At 67.9% G+C, this 19,272-nt stretch carries 16 protein-coding genes; 3 read left to right on the forward strand and 13 right to left on the reverse strand.

All coding sequences use genetic code 11. The features are described 5' to 3' along the window. Positions 1-7: 7 nt before the first annotated feature. The 6 genes from kdsA to D4754_RS22065 form a co-directional block, all read right to left on the reverse strand. Positions 8-853: a 3-deoxy-8-phosphooctulonate synthase gene (kdsA, locus tag D4754_RS22040; RefSeq protein ID WP_121068167.1), complete on the reverse strand. Its 846-nt coding sequence runs from the start codon at positions 851-853 to the stop codon at positions 8-10. Further along, positions 850-1,653, reverse strand: a complete 804-nt coding sequence (locus tag D4754_RS22045; RefSeq protein WP_121068169.1) for a 3-deoxy-manno-octulosonate cytidylyltransferase — start codon at positions 1,651-1,653, stop codon at positions 850-852. Before D4754_RS22045 ends, kdsA begins: the two co-directional genes overlap by 4 nt. Beyond that, the gene (locus D4754_RS22050; protein ID WP_121068206.1) at positions 1,650-2,627 is read right to left on the reverse strand and encodes a KpsF/GutQ family sugar-phosphate isomerase; all 978 of its coding nucleotides are present in this window, start codon (positions 2,625-2,627) and stop codon (positions 1,650-1,652) included. The genes D4754_RS22045 and D4754_RS22050 overlap by 4 nt, the downstream gene beginning before the upstream one ends. Positions 2,628-2,668: 41 nt before the next feature. Then, positions 2,669-4,759 (reverse strand): GumC family protein, encoded by a 2,091-nt coding sequence (locus D4754_RS22055; RefSeq protein ID WP_338031163.1) that lies wholly within the window; start codon positions 4,757-4,759, stop codon positions 2,669-2,671. Positions 4,760-5,107: 348 nt separating this feature from the next. Beyond that, positions 5,108-6,289 (reverse strand): calcium-binding protein, encoded by a 1,182-nt coding sequence (locus D4754_RS22060; RefSeq protein WP_163026028.1) that lies wholly within the window; start codon positions 6,287-6,289, stop codon positions 5,108-5,110. Between the two features lie 326 nt (positions 6,290-6,615). Next, complete coding sequence (locus tag D4754_RS22065; RefSeq protein ID WP_121068173.1) at positions 6,616-7,740, reverse strand: polysaccharide biosynthesis/export family protein; 1,125 nt, start codon at positions 7,738-7,740, stop codon at positions 6,616-6,618. Positions 7,741-7,891: 151 nt separating this feature from the next. On the opposite strand from D4754_RS22065, the gene D4754_RS22070 reads away from it, so the two are divergent. The 3 genes from D4754_RS22070 (at position 7,892) to D4754_RS22080 (ending at position 10,699) form a co-directional block, all read left to right on the forward strand. Continuing rightward, positions 7,892-8,821: an NAD-dependent epimerase/dehydratase family protein gene (locus D4754_RS22070; RefSeq protein ID WP_240453977.1), complete on the forward strand. Its 930-nt coding sequence runs from the start codon at positions 7,892-7,894 to the stop codon at positions 8,819-8,821. Between the two features lie 5 nt (positions 8,822-8,826). After that, entirely contained in the window at positions 8,827-9,441 is a 615-nt protein-coding gene (locus tag D4754_RS22075) for a sugar transferase (protein WP_121068212.1), read from the forward strand. Between the two features lie 97 nt (positions 9,442-9,538). Then, on the forward strand, positions 9,539-10,699 hold the full coding sequence (locus tag D4754_RS22080) for a DUF2793 domain-containing protein (protein WP_121068175.1): 1,161 nt from the start codon (positions 9,539-9,541) through the stop codon (positions 10,697-10,699). 184 nt (positions 10,700-10,883) lie between these two features. Here the strand turns inward: D4754_RS22080 and D4754_RS22085 are convergent, their stop codons facing one another. From D4754_RS22085 to rfbC, 7 genes are all read right to left on the reverse strand, one after another. Continuing rightward, positions 10,884-12,050, reverse strand: coding sequence for a nucleotide sugar dehydrogenase (locus tag D4754_RS22085; protein WP_121068177.1), 1,167 nt, complete (start codon positions 12,048-12,050; stop codon positions 10,884-10,886). A gap of 85 nt (positions 12,051-12,135) precedes the next feature. Beyond that, positions 12,136-14,025: a polysaccharide biosynthesis protein gene (locus tag D4754_RS22090; RefSeq protein ID WP_121068214.1), complete on the reverse strand. Its 1,890-nt coding sequence runs from the start codon at positions 14,023-14,025 to the stop codon at positions 12,136-12,138. 353 nt (positions 14,026-14,378) lie between these two features. Then, on the reverse strand, positions 14,379-15,536 hold the full coding sequence (gene glf, locus D4754_RS22095) for a UDP-galactopyranose mutase (protein WP_163026029.1): 1,158 nt from the start codon (positions 15,534-15,536) through the stop codon (positions 14,379-14,381). A gap of 256 nt (positions 15,537-15,792) precedes the next feature. After that, positions 15,793-16,677: a glucose-1-phosphate thymidylyltransferase RfbA gene (gene rfbA, locus D4754_RS22100; protein WP_121068179.1), complete on the reverse strand. Its 885-nt coding sequence runs from the start codon at positions 16,675-16,677 to the stop codon at positions 15,793-15,795. Continuing rightward, on the reverse strand, positions 16,674-17,525 hold the full coding sequence (gene rfbD, locus D4754_RS22105; protein ID WP_121068181.1) for a dTDP-4-dehydrorhamnose reductase: 852 nt from the start codon (positions 17,523-17,525) through the stop codon (positions 16,674-16,676). The genes rfbA and rfbD overlap by 4 nt, the downstream gene beginning before the upstream one ends. Next, positions 17,522-18,571, reverse strand: a complete 1,050-nt coding sequence (gene rfbB / locus D4754_RS22110; RefSeq protein WP_121068218.1) for a dTDP-glucose 4,6-dehydratase — start codon at positions 18,569-18,571, stop codon at positions 17,522-17,524. The genes rfbD and rfbB overlap by 4 nt, the downstream gene beginning before the upstream one ends. After that, positions 18,568-19,149 carry a dTDP-4-dehydrorhamnose 3,5-epimerase gene (gene rfbC / locus D4754_RS22115; RefSeq protein ID WP_121068183.1) on the reverse strand — a complete coding sequence of 194 codons (582 nt, stop codon included), beginning with the start codon at positions 19,147-19,149 and terminating at the stop codon, positions 18,568-18,570. Before rfbC ends, rfbB begins: the two co-directional genes overlap by 4 nt. Positions 19,150-19,272: the final 123 nt, after the last annotated feature.

A 19,272-nucleotide genomic window follows, 5' to 3' on the forward strand; every position in this document is an offset into this window, starting at 1 on the left:
TGCGCGGTTACCTGTTCGCCTTGGCCAGCGCGTCGAAGGCCTTCATCCGCGCCAGAAGCGGGGCGAGGTCTTCCAGCCGCAGCATGTTGGGCCCGTCGGACGGCGCGTTGTCGGGGTCGTCGTGGACTTCGAGGAAGACCGACGCCGCGCCCACCGCCAGCGCCGCGCGGGCCAGGACGGGGACGAATTCGCGCTGCCCGCCGGTCGAGCCGCCCAGGCCCCCCGGCTGCTGCACCGAATGGGTGGCGTCGAAGACCACCGGGTAGCCGGTTTCGGCCATCACCGGCAGCGACCGGAAATCCGAGACCAGCGCGTTGTAGCCGAAGGTCGTGCCGCGTTCGCAGAGCATGATGTTTTCATTGCCGGTCGAGGCGATCTTGTCGGCCACGTTGCCCATGTCCCAGGGCGCCAGGAACTGGCCCTTCTTCACGTTGATCGCGGCGCCGGTTTCGCCGGCGGCCAGCAGCAGGTCGGTCTGACGGCACAGGAACGCCGGGATCTGCAGCACGTCGACGGATTTCGCCGCCTGCACGGCCTGTTCCGCGGTGTGGATGTCGGTCAGGACCGGGCAGCCGAATTTCTCGCGGATGCCCGACAGGATCTCCAGCCCCGCGTCGATGCCGATGCCGCGCTTGCCCGAGAGCGACGAGCGGTTGGCCTTGTCGTAGCTGGCCTTGAAGATCACGGGGATGCCCAGCTCTCCCGCGATGCCAACGATCCGTTCGGCCAGCATTTCCGCGTGATCGCGGCTTTCGATCTGGCAGGGCCCGGCGATCAGGGTGAAGGGGCGGTCATTGGCGATCTCCAGATCGCCGACTTTGACAGATTTGGGGGTGACGGTTGTCGTGCTCATGACGTGCCCTCCCGGGCGAATATGCTTTCGATGCGGGCGACGTCCTGCGGATTGTTCAGCTCCCAGAAGACGCGGCCCTGCCCCTCGACCTCGACGCATTGCAGCACCGCGCCGTTTTCAAGGAAGCGCAGCTGTTCCAGCCCTTCGAGCTTTTCCAGCGGGCCTTCGGGCCAACCTAGGTAGCGTTCCAGCGCCGCCGGGCGGTAGGCGTAGATCCCCACGTGATGGAAGACCGGCACAGGCTGCGCGTCCGCGTTCCACGCCCCGGTATAGGGGATCACTTCCTTCGAGAAATAGAGCGCGCGATTGTCATTGCCGAACACCGCCGTCGTGCCTCCCACGCGGCCGGCGCGGCGGTCTTCCAGGAACATCGCAAGCGTTTCCGCATCGCAGCGCAGGACCGGGGTGGCCGCGTCGATGTCCGGTGTATCCTGCATCGCGCGGATGAGGCGCGACAGGAAATCCGGCGGGGTCAGCGGCGCGTCGCCCTGCAGGTTCACCACGATCTCGGGGGTGATCCCTGCCTTCGCGATGGCGTCGGCACAGCGTTCGGTCCCGTTGCGGCAACTCTCCGACGTCAGGACGACATCCGCCCCGAACCCGCGCGCGGCCTCGGCGATGCGGTCGTCATCGGTGGCGATGTAGACGGCGTCGGCCTCCGGCACCTGTCCCGCGACCTCCCAGACCCGCTGGATCAGGGGTTTCACGGCCCCCCCTGCCCCTTTCAGCCCGACAAGCGGCTTGCCGGGATAGCGGGTCGAGGCGAAGCGGGCGGGGATGACGATGGCGACACCCGTCATGCCACACCCGCGCGCAGACAGTCATGAATATGCAGAAGGCCCAGCACGTGCATCTCCTCGTCCACCACGAAGAGCGCCGATATCTTCCGTTCCGTCATGACTTTCAAGGCCTCCGAGGCCAGCATCCCCGGCCGGATCGTCAATGGCTGGCGGGTGGCGACCTCGATCGCGGTGGCCTCCATCAGCCGGTCGAGGTTCCGCCGAAGGTCACCGTCGGTGATGATGCCGTGCAGCGTGCCATCCGCTTCGACGCCCGCCAGGCCAAAACCCTTGGCGGTCATGGTCAGAAGGCCCTCGCGCATGGGCGTGTCGGGGGCCAGCAGCGGCACCGCATCGCCCGTGTGCATCAGCTTTTCCACCTTCATCAGCTGCGCGCCCAGCTTGCCGCCAGGGTGGAAGATCTCGAAATCCTCGCGCCTGAAGCCCTTGCGGTGCATCAGCGCCACGGCCAGCGCATCGCCCAAAGCCAGCGTCGCGGTGGTGGATGTGGTGGGCGCCACGCCGATGGCGCAGGCCTCGGGCGCATCGGGCAACAGCAGCGTCACATCGGCGGCCTGCCCCAGCGTGCTGCCGCCCTTGCGGGTGATGGCGATAAGCGGGATCGCGAAACGGCGGGAATAGGTGATGAGATCGGACAATTCCGGCGTCTCGCCCGAGTTCGAGATCACGAGGCAGACGTCCCGGGGCGTGATCATGCCCAGGTCGCCATGGCTGGCTTCCGTCGGATGGACGAACTGCGCCGGTGCCCCGGTCGAGGCGAAGGTCGCCGCGATCTTGGCGCCGACATGGCCCGACTTGCCGATGCCCGACACGATGATCCGGCCCTGGGCCGCTGCCAGCAGGTCGAGCGCGCGGGCGTGGTCCGGCCCCAGCTCCTCGGCCATCCGGGTCAGCGCCGCGGCCTCGATCCGCAGGACCCGGGCCAGCTGGTCCAGATCCTCCGGCGCTGTCGCCCGGGTCTCGGTCCTGTCCATGATGTTCTCCCGCATCCGCCCGCCCCCGGCGGGCGCGGCGGTCAGTTATTGTAGTACTTCGACCCGTAGGCGCCATAGCCGCCATAGGCACCATAGCTGCCGTAGGTCCGGCCATAGCTGCGCATCTTGCGCTGGTTGATCTGGTTCAGCACCAGCCCGTCGACACCCCGGTTGACGCCGTCGAATTCATGCAGCCCGGCCATGACCTGGGCCTTCAGCGTCTTGTCCCAGCGGACCACGAACAGCACCACATCCGCCAGCTGTGCCACGATCCTTGCATCGGGCACCACCAGAACGGGCGGCGTGTCGATCACGATCTGGTCGTAGGTCTCGCGCGCCTCCTGCAGGAGCGCCGCGAACTTGTTCGACGACAGCAGGTCGGCCGGGTTGGCCTGGCCCTTGTCGCCCAGCAGCACGTCGAAATCGTGATCCGGAACCTGCACCACCGACTCGGCCAGCGACCTGCTCTCGAACAGCACCGATCCCAGGCCCTTCTTCTCGGGCACGTCGAAATACTCGCCGAAGATCCGGCGCCGCACGTCGCCTTCGATCAGGAGCGTCTTGCGCCCCATCGAGGCGGTGTTCTGCGCCAGCGCGATCGACACGGTGGTCTTGCCCTCGCCCGGTAGGGAGGAGGTGACCATGATCAGCTTTGGCGGGTTGTCGATATTGGACAGAAGGACCGAGGTCCGCAGGTTGCGGATCGCCTCGGCCACGGCCGAGGTCGGCTTCTGCCGCAGGTAGGTGATGGCGTCCTTGCGCTTGCGAGTCGGGATCAGGGGGATCTGGCCCATCGCGGGACGTCCGGAGATGCGCTCCAGGTCGCCCGCGCTGCGGAACGTGTCCCGCGCTGCTTCGCGCCAGAGCACAAGCCCCATCCCCAGAAGCAGGCCCACGAACATGCCAGCAGCCATGATCAGCGGTTTGTTCGGCGCCGAGGGTCCACCCGGAATCACCGCTTCCGACAGGACGCGGCTGTCGGCCTGCTGGATCCCCTGCTGGACCGACGTCTCCTTCAGCCGGCTCAGGAAGTATTCGTAGAGCAGCCGGTTGGCCTCGGATTCCCGCGTCAGCTGCTGCAGCTCGATCAGGTCGCTGCTCTGCTGGTCGATCTGGTTCTCAAGCTGCGTCCTCAGCGATTCCAGCGAGGCGACCTGGTCATTCATCCGCGTCACGTCGAGCTGCAGCCGCAGCCGCGCCTGTTCGGCGTCGGGGCTCTCAGTCCCGTCATCGGCGGCGGCCTGCATCTCGGCCAGCCGGGTCTCGGCGGTGTCACGGGCGGCAACCACGTTGGCAATCCGGTCGCGGATTTCCTTCAGCTGCACTTCAAGTCCCTGCAGCGCCTCGGTGCTGACCAGGTCGGTATTGGCCCGGAACAGCTTTACCTTCTCTTCCGCCTCTTCCAGCTGGATCTGCAAGTCGGCAACGCGGCTTGACAGCCAGCTGGTGGCCTGCTCGGTCGCGCTGAACTTCGCATCCAGCTGATCGCGGATGTAAAGTTCCGCGATCGTGTCGGCGATCAGGGCGGATTTCCGCGGATCCGTCGTCTCGACGATGATCTGGAACACGAGGCTCTGCGGCACGACGCGGATGTTCAGCGACCCCAGCAGCTGGCTGATCGTCCCCTCACGCTGCCGCCGTGCCTGCAGTTCCGGCGTCGAGGACGCGCCCGACCCGCCCGAGGCGCCGAAAAACGACCTGATCAACTGCTTCAGCGAATCCATCGTCGACGGGGGCACCAGCGACCTGTTGAATTCCGGATCCGACATCAGGTCGAGCCTGTCCACGACCTTGCCCAGAAGGCTCCGGCTGCGCAGCACCTCGACCTCGGTCGCGATGATTTCGCTGCCGCCGCCAAGCCCGCCGACAACGCTTTCGATATCCACGACCTGCTCTTCACGGCTGTTGAGCACCACCACGGCGGTCGAGGTGAATTTCGGCACGGCCACGGCATAGGCATAAAAGCCCGCCAGCAGGGTTGTCGCGATCATGAAGGCGGCGATGATGAACTTGCCGCGCCAGAGCGCGCCCAGCAGGGAGCTGAGATCGATCGTGTCGCCTGCATCTTCGGGTCCCTGTCGCGCCTGGGTCACCTGAGACGGTTTCTGGGAAATCATGTCGACCGTATTCACTAAGGTGCTCTCCTGTCGCGGGGAAATCGCCGCTGCCACGGGCACGGCTGCCCGGGACAATTTTTAATCCAACTTCATATCCGGCTCCACTGTGGAATATCGTCCCAGCCACTTCCTGCCCGGTTCGGTTAATATCTGTGCTTTCGTTTCCGGCAAGACACCGGGGCAGAGGTCCGGAACATTCCGGTTTTCTGCATCTGCAGGCCACCCGGAGCCGGGAACTTTGCGCAATTCAGTTCGATATCGGGCCATACAGGCCGCATCCCCGGGACGATCCGGAATGTCCGTCGGACCGCGCCTGGTGCCAGATGCGATTCGCCCGGCCTTCGGTCGGGGCCCGGAGGGGCGTCAGAACAGGCCGTCTCCCATGTCGGGCAGCGGCACCCGAAGCGCGGTGCCAAGCCCCTCGGCCCCGGCGAAAAGGTCTTCGGCGTCGAACGGACCGTCGTCGCCGCGGACCTTCACCTTCGTGCCGTCGAGCTTGATCATCGCGCCCCAGGCGCGGCCCTTGATGACCAGCTGGTCCGGGTCCATCAGGCCAAGGGCGGCGCTCAGGTCCAGCCGGTCGATGCCGGCTTCGAAATCGGCGATCACGTGGCAGCCTTTCGCGACCGGCGCCAGGACGAACGTGTCCGCGCCGGCGCCGCCGAACATCTTGGTGCCCTTGCCGCCTGCGTCGCCGTCGCCGCTGACCAGAAGGTCGGCGCCCTTCTGGCCCTTCAGCGTGCCGCGGCCATCGCCCGCCACGAGGATATCGTCGCCGCCGCGCCCCGTCAGCACGTCGCGGCCTTCGCCCGCGATCAGCAGGTCGTCCTTGCCGCCGCCCTTGATCTTGTCGCGCCCCGGATCGCCGGTGCCGTCCCGCACCCGGCCCAGATCCGACAGGTCCAGATCCGACAGGCCCGCCGCCGCGGCATTGCCGCCGGTGCTTTCCAGGTGCACCAGCCGCCCGTCGGGCAGGAGCGTGAAGAGGCTCGATCCGCCCTCGCTGCCCGACACGGTCACGAAGCTCTGCCCGCGCACGGTTTCGACCGACAGGCGGTCGGCCCCGGCAAAGGACGTATCGGCGGTGTCGATCAGCTGGTCGACGGGGATCAGCCTGCCGCCGGGTTTCAGTTCCATCACGGTGAGAGAGCCCGAACCCTCGGCCGCCAGCACGGCCCAGGTCCGGCCATGGGCGTGGGCCAGTTCCAGCGCGGCGGGCGCGGCGATGCCCAGCCCGGTTTCCGCGCCGACCGCGTCCACCTTGTCGAGCACGCCCCCGCCGCCCACCCGGTAGCTTGCCAGCCCGGCCGAGCCGGTCTCGGCCACCACCAGAAGGCCGTCGGTGCCGGCCAGCGCCACCGCGCCATCAAGGCGGAAATCGCCCCGCGGCCCTTTCGTGCCCAGCGTCCCGTCACCGGCAGATGAGGCCGACAGCCAGCCATCCGCACCGATCCTGTACGCAATCGCCGGCCCGTCGTCCTGGGCCACCCTGAGGGACAGGCTCTGTCCCCCCCGGGCCGCACCCTCGCCAGATCCGAATTCCATGATTGCCGCCGACGGCAGGGACGGGCTGCCAGGCCCGTCCCCTTCCGCGGCGTTCTGCAGGTCTGCCGGCCACCCCTGCCCGGTCAGGCCCCGCACCTCTGCGCGCGCCCACATACGAAGACCCCCCGATCTCCCATTTCCACCGCAGACAGGTATGCCCCCGTCCCATGGCGGCCCGCGGACAGGAATGGGGCAGGAATGCGTCCTTTCGGTCGAATTGTCCGGGCCCCCGACCGTTCAGGCCGGGGGCGGAACGCCGGGAAAAGCGGGGGGCAACGCGCGGCGACGGGCCGGGCGCGGCGCCGGGGTCACCCCAGGTCAGGACGCTAGATGGCGCCGGCGCGGCTGAAGACGCCGAAGAAGTTGCCGACCAGGTTCGAGATCGTCAGCGCGTCGTTGATCGGGCTTTCGGTCGCGATCACGAGATCCTGCGAGTGGATCTCGAAATTCCGCGCCGAGAACAGCCCGTCGGTCGAGGTCAGATCCACCGTGAAGACCACCCGCTGGTGCCGCGGCCCCCGCGAACCGGGATCGAGCGCGGAAGGCGCGTATTCGCGCAGGATCAGCAGGCCCTGCGGATCGGCCTTGTTGTCGTTCACCCCGCCCATGATCGCCACCGCGTCCATGGCCGACACGCCATCCTTGGTGAAGCGGTGCACGGCCTCGGTGCCGGTGGCGCCGAAGGACAGGAAATAGCGGGTGTCGTTCTCGACGAAGACCCGGTCGCCGGCATAAAGCCGCGTGTCGAGGTTCGGGTTGTCCAGCAGGCGCTCGACCGAGGTGCCGTAGATCTGCCCGCCCCGCATCAGCCGGATCTGCGGGTTCTCGATCACGGGCGACACGCCGCCCCCCGCCGCGATCAGCGCCAGCACCGAATAGTTGCGGTCGGGCATCGGGTAGGGGCCGGGCCGGGACACGCCCGACACGAGGTCGACGGAGTTCGACCGCCCGCCGGCCATTTCAAGCTGCACCTGTGCCGAGGGCACGATGGCTTCCAGTTCCTCCTGGATCCGCGCCCGGGCCAGGTCGGGGGACAGGCCCATCACGTTGATGTCGCCGACATAGGGCAGGAAGATCGTCCCGTTCGGGCCGACACGGGTTTCCTGCAGCGTCACCTCGCGCTGGCCCGGGGCGGTGAGCAGCGAATTGTCGCCCGAATCCCAGATCCGCACCGCCAGCATGTCGCCGGGCTGGATCGCCTGGCTCAGCGGTCCGCGGCTGGCCTGCAGCCAGGACAGGCGTTCGGTGTTGCCGGTGGGCGGCCAGTGGGCGACGGTGGGCAGGAAGGCGCGGGTCACCGGGTAGACGGCGAATTCGGCATTGGCCGTGTCGGCCTGGGTGACGACTTCCTCGCGCACCGGTCCGCCCGAAGGCAGCCGGCCGCAGGCGGGGAGAAGACCCAGGGCGACGATACCCAGAAGAAGGACCGTCTTTTGCGGCGTGAAGCGCATGCGTGGTGGGACCCGGTGGTTGGCCGACCCGGCACGGGCTCGGGCCGGAATGCGGCACCGGGGACGGCGGACAGGACTTTTCTTTTTCGGTGCCGGCAAGATACTGGGCGGGGGCGGGGCGTCAATATCCGGTCGGGGCGGGAGGCAAATCATGCGCAATCTGGTGCTGGGCGCCAACGGCCGGATCGGACGGCTTTTGCAGGGGCTCTGGCCGGTGCTGGCGCCCGGGCTGGCCGCGCGCACGGACTGGGGCATGCGGCCCCGGGCCGCTGGCGGTGTGGGGACGGGGGCGGTGCGTGGGGACCACGCACCCTACGGCGGCCGGACGGTCGTGGCCGATCCCCTGGGCGATCCGGCGGGGCTGGCAGGCCTGATGGACGGCGCGCAGACGCTGCTGTGCTTGGCCGGCGTGGTGCCGGGGCCTGCGGCGGAGAACGCGGTCTCCGACAATATCGCGCTGGGGCTGGCGGCCGTCCGGGCCGCCCGGGGCACCGGTGCGCGGGTGGTCCTTGTCTCCTCGGCCGCGGTCTATGGCCACGGCGCCGGGCGGCTGGAGGAAGACCGGCCGCCGGCGCCGGTCAACGCCTATGGCCGGTCCAAGGCGGCGATGGAACAGGAGGCCGCGGCGCTGGCGGCCCGGCTGAATGTCCCGCTGACGAGTCTCCGAATCGGCAATATCGCGGGGCTCGATGCGATTCTGGGCGGCTGGCGGCCCGGGTTCCGGCTGGATCGATTCGATACCGGCCGCACCCCGGCGCGCAGCTATATCGGGCCGGTGAGCCTGGCGCGGGTGCTGGCCGATCTCTGCGAAGGCCCCGGCGACCTGCCCCCCTGCCTGAACGTCGCCGCCCCCGATCCCGCGGGCGGGGCGGTCGAGATGGGCGCGCTTCTGGACGCCGCCGGGCGGGACTGGACACCCCAGCCCGCGCCGGGGCATGCCATCGCCGAGGTGCATTTCGCGCTCGACCGGTTGTGGGCCACCGGGGTCACGCCGATCCCGGGCAGTGCGACGCCCGCAGCGCTCGTGGCCGAATGGCGCGCGGCCCGTGCCCTGGGCCTGCTTGGAAAGGAACGTTCATGACCCCCATGCCCGCCTGGAAACGCGCTTTCGACCTGGCCCTTGCGGGGGGCTTCGCGGTGATCCTTGCGCCGATCTTCCTGGGGCTGGTGCTGTGGCTCCTGGTGAAACAGGGGCGGCCGATCTTCTATGTCTCGGAACGGATGAAGACGCCCGACACCGCCTTCCCGCTGATCAAGTTCCGCACCATGACGACGGGGACCGAGGACGGCGGCGTGTCGGGGGGGAACAAGGCGGGCCGGATCACGCCCGCGGGGGCGACACTGCGCGCCACCCGGCTGGACGAGATGCCCCAGCTGATCAACATCCTGAAGGGCGACCTGAGCTTCGTGGGGCCCCGCCCGCCGCTGCGCACCTATGTCGACCGCGCGCCCGAGCTGTATGCCCAGGTGCTGGCCTGCCGCCCCGGCGTGACGGGGCTGGCAACGCTGGTCTATCACCGGCACGAAGCAATGCTCCTGGAGCGCTGCGACACGGCGGAAGAAACCGATGCCGTCTATGCCCGCGCCTGCGTCCCCCGCAAGGCGCGGCTGGACCTGATCTACCGGGATCACCGGTCGCTGTGCTTCGACATCGACCTGCTGCTGCAGACGCTGGGGGGCATGGTGCGGCGCGGAAGCTGACGCGGGCAGGGCACGGGTTAACGCAGCGCGCGCATCGCCAAGCCGGGATTAACGCCCCCGCGCCAGACTCGCGCGCGACGCCGACAGGAGAACTCCCATGCCCGAACAGACATCCCCCCGCCTTGCCCTGCCCCGCCTGCAGCCCGCACAGGCGCAGAAACATGTCACCGTGAACGAGGCGCTGGCCCGGCTCGATATCCTCGTGCAGATGCAGGTCGAAGGGCTGGACGAGACCACGCCGCCCGCGAGCCCGCCCGAGGGCGCGGCTTACGGCGTGGGCCCGGGTGCCACCGGCGCCTGGGCCGGGCAGGACGGGGCGCTGGCCGCCTTCGTCTCGGGCGGGTGGATCTTCCTCGATCCCGCCCCCGGCTGGCGGGTCTGGGATGCGGGCGCGGGCGCGCTGAAGATCTGGGACGGGGCCGCCTGGGTCCTGCCTGAGGCCGCGCGCGACAATCTGGGCGGGATCGGCATCGCCACCACGTCGGACGCGACCAACCGGCTGTCGGTGCAGGCGCCGGCGGTGCTGCTGTCCCATGATGGCGACGATCACCGGGTGAAGATCAACAAGGCCGCGGCGGGGGATACGGCGGCGCTGATTTACCAGTCGGACTGGACCGGCCATGCCGAGATCGGGCTGGCGGGCAGCACCGACCTGACGGTGAAGGTCTCCCAGGACGGGACCGCCTGGACCGATGCGCTGGTGATCGACGCCGGCGACGGGACGGTGACGGGCGCGGCCGTGCAAAGCAGTGCCACCGATACGGAAGCGGGCCGGCTGATGACCACCGGCGCCTTCGGGCTGGGGGAGACCTCCCTGCCGCCGTTCTTCGGCGATTTCGACGCCACCGACACGCCGTCGGGCTTCTACCGCATGACCGGCGCCACCCTGAACCGGCCCGCGGGCACCACCGCCGGGTCGGTGGCGGTGCTGCGCCAGTCGGGCGGGGGCTTTGCCCAGTTCGTGGCCTTCTCCGACGGATCGCGCGCCTCGCGCAGCTACAATGGCAGCAGCTTCACCGACTGGTCGGTCTCCTACGGGACCGAGAATATCGTGAGCACCGTCAGCCAGTCGGGCGGGGTGCCCACGGGGGGCGTGATCGAACGCGGCAGCAACGGGAATGGCGACTATGTCCGCTTTGCCGACGGCACCCAGATCTGCACCAACGGCAATGCCGCGATCACCACGGCTCCGGCGGCGTTTTCCGGCACGATCACGAAGATCGACGGTAACAAGCTCTGGATCGGGACCTGGTTCTAGACCGCGTTCCAGGCGGCAGGGGCCCAAGAGGGGCGCTGCCCCCCGGGATATCTGTGGGCGGAAGACGCCCGGGGACCGTCCCGGCTTCTCCGGTCTCCGAATACCTCCGCCGGAGGCGGTCCGCGGCCAGCCGCGCTCACCGGCATCCGGAGAACGCAGGGCGGGGTTTCCCCCGCCGCACCCCTCAGTCGGCGCCGAACAGGTCGCGGGTGAAGACCTTGTCCTTCACGTCCGCGATGTCGTCGGTCATCCGGTTGGCGACGATGACGTCGGCCTCGGCCTTGAAGGCGTCGAGGTCGCGGATGACGCGGGAATTGAAGAACTCGTCGTCCTCCAGCACCGGCTCGTAGACCGTCACTTCGATCCCCTTGGCCTTCAGCCGCTTCATGATCCCCTGGATCGAGCTTTGCCGGAAATTGTCCGATCCCGCCTTCATCACCAGCCGGTAGATGCCCACCACCTTCGGGCCCCGCATCAGGATCCGATCGGACAGGAAATCCTTCCGCGTGCGGTTGGCATCCACGATGGCGCGGATCAGGTTCTGCGGCACGTGGTTGTAGTTGGCCAGCAGCTGCTTGGTGTCCTTGGGCAGGCAGTAGCCGCCATAGCCGAAGGAGGGGTTGTTGTAATGCGCCCCGATGCGGGGATCGAGACACACCCCGTCGATGATCTGGCGCGTGTCCATGCCCGCGGCCATGGCATAGCTGTCGAGTTCGTTGAAGAAGGCCACCCGCATCGCAAGGTAGGTGTTGGCGAAAAGCTTGATCGCCTCGGCCTCGGCCGGGTCGGTGAAGAGCACCTCCACGTCCTTGTCCACGGCGCCTTCCAGCAGCAGGTCGGCGAAGACCTGTGCCCGGTCCGACCGTTCGCCCACGATGATGCGGCTGGGATGGAGGTTGTCGTAGAGCGCGCGGCCCTCGCGCAGGAACTCGGGGGAGAAGATGACCTGGTCGGTCTCCTTCTCGCGGCGGATATGCTGGACATAGCCCACCGGGATCGTCGACTTGATCACGATGGTGGCCCGCGGGTTCACCGCGATCACCTCGTCGATCACCGCCTCGACGCTGGACGTGTCGAAATGGTTGGTCTTCGCATCGTAATTGGTGGGGGTGGCGATCACCACGTAATCGGCATCGGCATAGGCCGCGGTGCCGTCCGTCGTGGCGCTCAGGCGCAGGTCGTGACGGGCCAGGTGGTCTTCCAACTCGGCGTCCACGATCGGGCATTGCCGCCCGTTCACCGCCTGCACCCGGACATCCGAGATGTCGACGGCGGCCACATCATGGTTCTGCGCCAGCAACACGGCGTTCGACAGCCCGACATAGCCCAGGCCCGCAACGGCGATCTTCATGTCATTCCCTCATCACAGCCCGCAGCGCCCCTTCCCTACCGGGACCGCGCGGCAGGCGCCAGCGCGAGGTGGGATCACGATGGGATCACGAGCTCTTGCGGTCCGCTTCGGGGGGCACGTAGCCTTCGACCCAGCGCAGGATCACGCCGCGCGCGGCCTGCGCATCGCCCGCGGCCAGCGCCTGGCGCAGCGCGCGCAGCATCGCCGCGACCTCGATCTCCGACAGGTACTCCTCGCGCGCGCAGAAGATCTTGGGATAGCGCGTGCCGATCAGGTCGTCGGTGAGCGTCAGTTCTTCCTGCAGCTTCTCGCCCGGGCGGAGGCCCGTGATCTCGATATCGATGTCGCCGTCCGGGTTGGCCGCGTCGCGCACGGTATAGCCCGCGCTTTCGATCACCTGCCGCGCCAGGTGCAGGATCGAGACGGGTTCCCCCATGTCCAGGATGAAGACCTCGCCGCCCTTGGCCTCGGCGCCCGCCTTCAGCACAAGCTGCACCGCCTCGCGGGTGGTCATGAAGAAGCGGCTCACCTCCGGGTCGGTCACCGTCACCGGGCCCCCGCGGCTGATCTGGTCCTGGAACAGCGGCACGACGGACCCGGACGAACCCAGCACGTTGCCGAAGCGCACCATGGCAAAGACCGTGGCCGCCCCCGTCTGCCGGCCGGTCCGGGTGGCCAGGTCCTGCACCACCAGTTCCGCCAGCCGTTTCGACGCGCCCATCACGTTCGCGGGCCGCACCGCCTTGTCCGACGACACGAGGATGAAGCGTTCGACGCCCGCCTGCTGCGCGGCCTGCGCCAGCGTCTGGGTGCCGAAGACATTGTTGGCGAGGCCGGGCAGCGGGTTGGCCTCCACCAGCGGCACGTGCTTGTAGGCGGCCGCATGCAGGATGACCTGCACGCCGAAATCGGCCAGCACGCCGCGCACCTGCCGCGGATCGGTGATCGAGCCCAGGATCGGCACGATCTCGATATCCATGCCCTCGGTCAGGCTCAGCAATTCCTGGTGCACGGTATAGAGCGCCAGTTCCGACAGTTCGTAGAGCACCACGCGCTTCGGCCGGCAGGTCAGCACCTGGCGGCAAAGTTCGGATCCGATCGAGCCGCCCGCGCCCGAAACGAGGATCGAGCGGCCGGCATAAAGCTGCGCCGCCCGGCCCAGTTCGCCCGCGCGCGACGCCCGGCCCAAAAAGCTCTGCGGGGCGACGGGGGCCAGCTTGTCGACAAGCGCCTCCTCCCCGATCAGCTGCGCGAAGGAGGGCAGCGTCTGCACCTCCAGCCCCATCATCTGCACCCGGCGCGCGATCTGCGCCTGTTTCGGCGGGCTGACGGACGGCATGGCCAGCAGCACCCGGTTGATGGCGCGGGTCTTCACGATCTCGGCGATCTTGCCGGGCGCCAGCACCGGCAGGCCCACCAGCATCATCCCCTGGAGCGACGAGTTGTCGTCGACGAAGGCCACCGGGTCGATGGTCTCGTGGCTTTTCAGCGCCAGCGCCAGCTGCGCGCCGGTGGCGCCGGCGCCGTAGATCAGCACCCGGCAGCGGGGCCCGGCGCTCTGGTAGATGGCGATGGTGATGTAGAGCATCGCGGCCCGCGCGGCGACCAGCGCCAGGAAATAGGAAATGCCGAAGATCACATGGGTGCCCGGCGGCAGGCCCAGCTTGGCCAGCCCGGTCAGCACCGCAAGGCTGCCCGCGACGGCCAGCGCGTAGATGCCCGTGAGGCCCACGGCATGGCGTTCGTAGGCATTCAGCTGGATCAGCGGCAGCCCCAGCCAGATCGACAGCCCCGCGGCGGCCAGCATCAGGTAGGGCAGCACCGGCCCCGTGTGCCACAGCGTGGCCATGGCCGGTTGCGGCAGGGCCTGGATGGCATAGGTGAACAGCAGGGTTGCGGGCAGCAGCAGCAGGTCGAGCGCCAGGAAGACGGAGCTTTTTTGCCTGCGGGTCAGCCCACTGATCAGGTTCAGCATCGACTGCCCCATCCGCGCGACCATTCCCGGTTCCTTCCGCAGTCCAGTTCCCGGCGCATCATCCGGAGCATTCCGTTCACCGCCGGTGGTGGCGGTCCGCCTGTCATTTCCAACAGCGTCCCCCTCGCCTTCCGGGCGGCCGGCCAGCGCGTGGCCGGAGGCAAATCGCACAACCCGGCCGGTTTTTGCGTAGCAGGATTTTTGTCGATACGTCAAACATCTCGGCGGTCAAAGGCGCTGAAACGGGGGTTTTTCCGCGCATGACCCCGTTGCATACCGGTTCCATGTCCCGGACAGGGACGCAGGGTGGCGGGCCCTCAGGGCCGGACGCGCCGGTCCGGCGGCCCCCGGCCTCAAAGCGGCGCGGTGAAGAAGGCGGGGACGGGCGCGCCCTTTTCCGCCCGTTCAAGATAGCCGCGCGCGGTGTCCAGCGCCTCGCGGATGGTGACATCCATGTCGAGATACCGGTACGTGCCCAGACGGCCGACGAAGCTGACACCTTGCGTGCCTTCGGCCAGCTTGACGTAATCCGACAGCATCGCCTTCTCCTTCACCTGCCGGATCGGGTAGTAGGGGATATCGCCGGGTTCGGCGGCGCGCGAGAATTCGCGGTAGCAGACCGAGCCTTCGTGGCTTTCCCAGGGCGAGAAATGCTTGTGTTCGGTGATGCGGGTGAAGGGGACTTCCTCCTCGCCGTAATTCATCACCGCGCAGCCCTGGTAATCGCCATCATAGGTGAAGCGTTCGAAATCCAGCGTGCGGTAGCCCAGGCGGCCGATCTCGTAGTCGAACCAGCCATCCAGCGGGCCGGAATAGAACACGTGGTCGTAATCGCCGGCCTCGTCGCGGGTGAAGGTCGTCTCCAGCTTCACCTCGATTCCCGGGTGATCCAGGATGCGTTCCACCATCGCCGTGTAGCCGGTTTCGGGCATGCCCTGGAACCGATGGAAGAAGTAGTTGTCGTCGTAGTTGAAGCGCACGGGCAGGCGTTTCAGGATCGAGGCCGGCAGCTCTGACGGGTGGCAGCCCCATTGCTTGGTCGTGTAGCCCTTGAAGAACGCCTCGTAGAGGTCCTTGCCCACGAAGCGCATCGCCTGTTCCTCGAAGGTCTGGGGATCCTCGATGGTGGTATCGGCCTGTTCTTCCGTGATGAAGGCGTGTGCCTCGTCGGGCCGCATCGTCTTGCCGAAGAACTGGTTGATGGTGTGCAGGTTGACGGGCAGCGAATAGACCGCGCCGCCGGTCGTGGCCTTCACGCGGTTCTTGTAGGGCAGGAACGTCTCGTAGCGGTTGACGTAGTCCCAGACCTCTTCGTCGTCGGTATGGAAGATATGCGGCCCGTAGACATGGACCAGAACGCCGGTTTCCGGGTCGCGCAGGGTGTGGCAGTTGCCGCCCACGTGGTCGCGCGCATCCACGACGGTGATCCTGTAGCCGGCTTCCGCCAGATGCCGGCCGATCACGGCGCCCGAAAGCCCCGCCCCCACCATCAGAAGATGACCTTTCGACATGCGTGCTCCTGCTTTCAGTGCCTGTTTGGGCCTGTTTGGGCCTGTTCGCGAATCTGCTGCCTCTTAAAGGCAAATCCGGGCCGGGCATCAATGGGGGCTCTGCCCCCGCCCGCGCCTGCGGCGCGGACTCCCCCGGAGTATTTTTGAAAAGAAGAAACAGGGGACGTCCCCGGCGTCTTTGGTCGTCAAATATTTCGGGGGTGGGGGGGGTGCGGGGGCAGAGCCCCCACGCGACGGTGGCGGCGTTCGCGCCGGCCTAGCCCTTGCCTTCCTCGACCACCGCTTTCAGGTAGCGGCCGTACTCCGTCTTCCCGAAACGCTCGGCGTGTTCCAGCATCAGCGCGTCGTCGATCCAACCCCTGCGATAGGCGATTTCTTCCGGACAGCTGATCTGCAGCCCCTGCCGTTCGGACATGGTACGCACGAAATTGCCCGCGTCCAGAAGGCTGGCATGGGTTCCCGTATCGAGCCAGGCATAGCCGCGCCCCATCGTCTGGACCGACAGGCGCCCCTCGTCGAGATAGGTCTGCAGCAGCGACACGATCTCCAGCTCGCCCCGGTCCGACGGCGTGATGGCGCGGGCGCGCTCGGGCGCTTCGCCATCGAGGAAATAAAGCCCTGTCACCGCGAAGTTCGAGGGCGGGACGGCGGGTTTTTCCACGATCTCGCGGGCCATGCCACCTTCGTCGAAATCCACCACGCCATAGCGTTCGGGATCGCCCACATGGTAGCCGAAGACCGTCCCCCCGGTCTCCTGCGCGTCCGCCGCGGCCAGCATCTCGGGCAGGCCGTGGCCGAAGAAGATGTTGTCGCCCAGCACCATGGCCGATGGCGCGCCGGCCAGGAAATCCTCGGCCAGCAGGTAGGCCTGCGCCAGCCCGTCGGGCGAGGGCTGGACGATGTAGGTCAGGTCCATCCCCCACTGGCTGCCGTCGCCCAGCAGCTTCCGGAACTGGTCCTGGTCGTGGGGCGTGGTGATCAGCGCCACCTCGCGGATGCCCGCCAGCATCAGGACCGACAGCGGGTAGTAGATCATCGGCTTGTCATAGACCGGCATGAGCTGCTTCGAGACACCGAGCGTCAGCGGATAGAGCCGCGTGCCCGAGCCCCCGGCCAGGATGATGCCTTTGCGTTGGGTCATGAGAGCGCTCCCAGCTCTGTCAGGACATGGGTCAGGTCGCGGTGCCAGTCGGGGCGGGCGATCCCCAGCCGGGCAAGCCGGGTGCAGTCCAGCCGCGAATTGGCCGGGCGCTGCGCCGGGGTAGGATAATCACGCGTGGGGATGTCGGCCACGTCGACCGCCGCGCCCGTCAGCGCGAAGATCGCGCGGGCGAAATCCGCCCAGCTGACATCCGGGCTGCCCGCGAAATGGTAGGTGCCGGTCAGGGACGGGTCCTCCGCCAGCCTTGCCGCTGCCGCAAGGCAGGCGTCCGCGATGGGGCCCGCGGCGGTGGGGCCGCCGATCTGGTCCGACACCACGGTCAGCCGGTCGCGGGTTTCGGCCAAGCGCAGCATCGTCTTCACGAAGTTCCCGCCATGGGCTGAGAACACCCATGACGTCCGCAGGATCGCATATGCCCCCCCTGCCCCGGCAATCGCCTGTTCACCGGCCAGCTTGGACCGGCCATAGGCGCTGAGCGGGGCCGTGGGATCGTCCGGGGCGAAAGGCACGGTGCCCTGCCCGTCGAAGACATAATCGGTGGAGATCTGGACGAAGGGAATGCCAAGGGCGGCGCAGGCCCGGGCCATGGCGCCGGGGCTGTCGCCGTTGATCACGGTGGCGGCGGCCTCATCTTCTTCGGCCTTGTCGACAGCGGTATAGGCGGCGGCGTTGATCACGGCCGTGGGCCCGGCCGTCCGGATCGCGGCGGCGCAGGCGGCGGGGTCGGACAGGTCGGCCTCCGCCCGGCCAAGGAAGGTCGCCTCGGGCGCGCGGCGTTGCAGTTCCTGCGCGACCTGGCCCGTCTTGCCGAAGACCAGCAGCGTCATGATCCCGTCCCCAGCCGCTGGCCCACGCCGGCGCGGTCCTGGAGCGCGCGCCACCAGGCTTCGTTCTCAAGATACCATGTCACGGTCTGGGCCAGACCTTCGTCCAGCGTCACCGACGGCTCCCAGCCCAGTTCGTCGCGGATGCGGGTGGCGTCGATGGCATAGCGCCTGTCATGGCCCGGGCGGTCGGTGACGAAGGTGATCTGGTCGGCGTAGGAGCCGCTCTCCTTCGGGCGCTGCGCATCCAGCGCCGCACACAAAGCCTGCACCAGTTCGAGGTTCGTGCGTTCCGCGTTGCCGCCGATATTGTAGGACCGGCCCACCTGACCTTCCGCCACCACCAGCAGCAGCGCCGTGGCGTGGTCCTCGACGAACAGCCAGTCGCGGATGTTCGACCCGTCGCCGTAGATCGGCAGGGGCTTGCCCGCCAGCGCATTGAGGATCACCACCGGGATCAGCTTTTCGGGGAAGTGGAAGGGGCCGTAATTGTTGGAACAGTTGGTCAGCACCACCGGCAGCCCGTAGGTCTCGTGCCACGCGCGGACGAGGTGATCAGCCGAAGCTTTCGACGCCGAATAGGGCGAGCGGGGATCGTAGGCGGTGGTTTCCGTGAACTTCACCTCCGGGTCGGGGGGGAGCGATCCGAAGACCTCGTCGGTCGAGATATGGTGGAAGCGGAACGTATCAGACCGGCCCTGCCGCACCCAGTGGGCGCGGGCGGCCTCCAGCATCTGGTAGGTGCCGGTGACATTCGTCTCGATGAAATCCCCCGGCCCGTCGATCGACCGGTCGACATGGCTTTCCGCGGCCAGGTGCATCACCGCATCGGGCTGATGCGCCTCGAAAATCCGGTCGAGCGCGGCGCGGTCGCGGATATCGGCCTGTTCGAACGCATAGGCCGGGGCGTCCGCGACCGAGGCCACGTTGTCCAGGCACGCCGCATAGGTCAGCGCGTCGAGGTTCACCACCGAATGCCCGGCGGCAATCGCCTGCCGCACCACGGCAGAGCCGATGAAGCCCGCGCCCCCTGTGACCAGAAGCTTCACGCCGTGGGCTCCCATGTGAAGGGGCTGTCGAACTCCTTCAGGAACGGCGCGGCCTCGTCCTTGGCCGACAGGACCGCATCGCCGACATCGGGCCCCAGATCGGGCCACGCGATGCCGATATCGGGATCGTTCCAGCGCACCGCGCCGTCGCACTCGGGCGCGTAGAAATCGGTGCACTTGTAGATGATCTCGCTGTCGGGTTCGAGCGTCATGAACCCGTGCAGGAACCCGGCGGGCACCAGCAATTGCTTGCCGTTCTCGAAGCTCAGCTCCACCCCGTGCCACTGGCCCCAGGTCGGGCTGCCCTTCCGCACATCGACGGCCACGTCGAAGATCCGGCCCTTCCCGCAGCGCACCAGCTTGTCCTGCGCATGGGGGGGCGCCTGGAAATGCAGGCCCCGCACGGTGCCCGGCGTGGACGACAGGGAATGGTTGTCCTGCACGAAGACCATGTCGATCCCGTGATCGGCAAAGCCTTTCGCATTGTAGCTTTCGCTGAAGAAGCCGCGGGCATCGCCGAACCGTTTCGGGACGATCTCCCAGACGCCTTTCAGCGGGGTCGCGGTGAAATCGGCCATCGGCGCTCCTTGATCGCGGTCGGGCCTCATCCGGTCGGAGGCCCGATCGGGGCTCGTTATGAGGGACCCACCCCCCGGATGTCCATACCGAAGGCGGGCGGCCACAGCCCTGCCCCTTCGGCC

Origin of the sequence: Chachezhania antarctica, assembly GCF_003646465.1 — a bacterium.
In the GTDB taxonomy this organism is placed as follows: domain Bacteria; phylum Pseudomonadota; class Alphaproteobacteria; order Rhodobacterales; family Rhodobacteraceae; genus Chachezhania; species Chachezhania antarctica.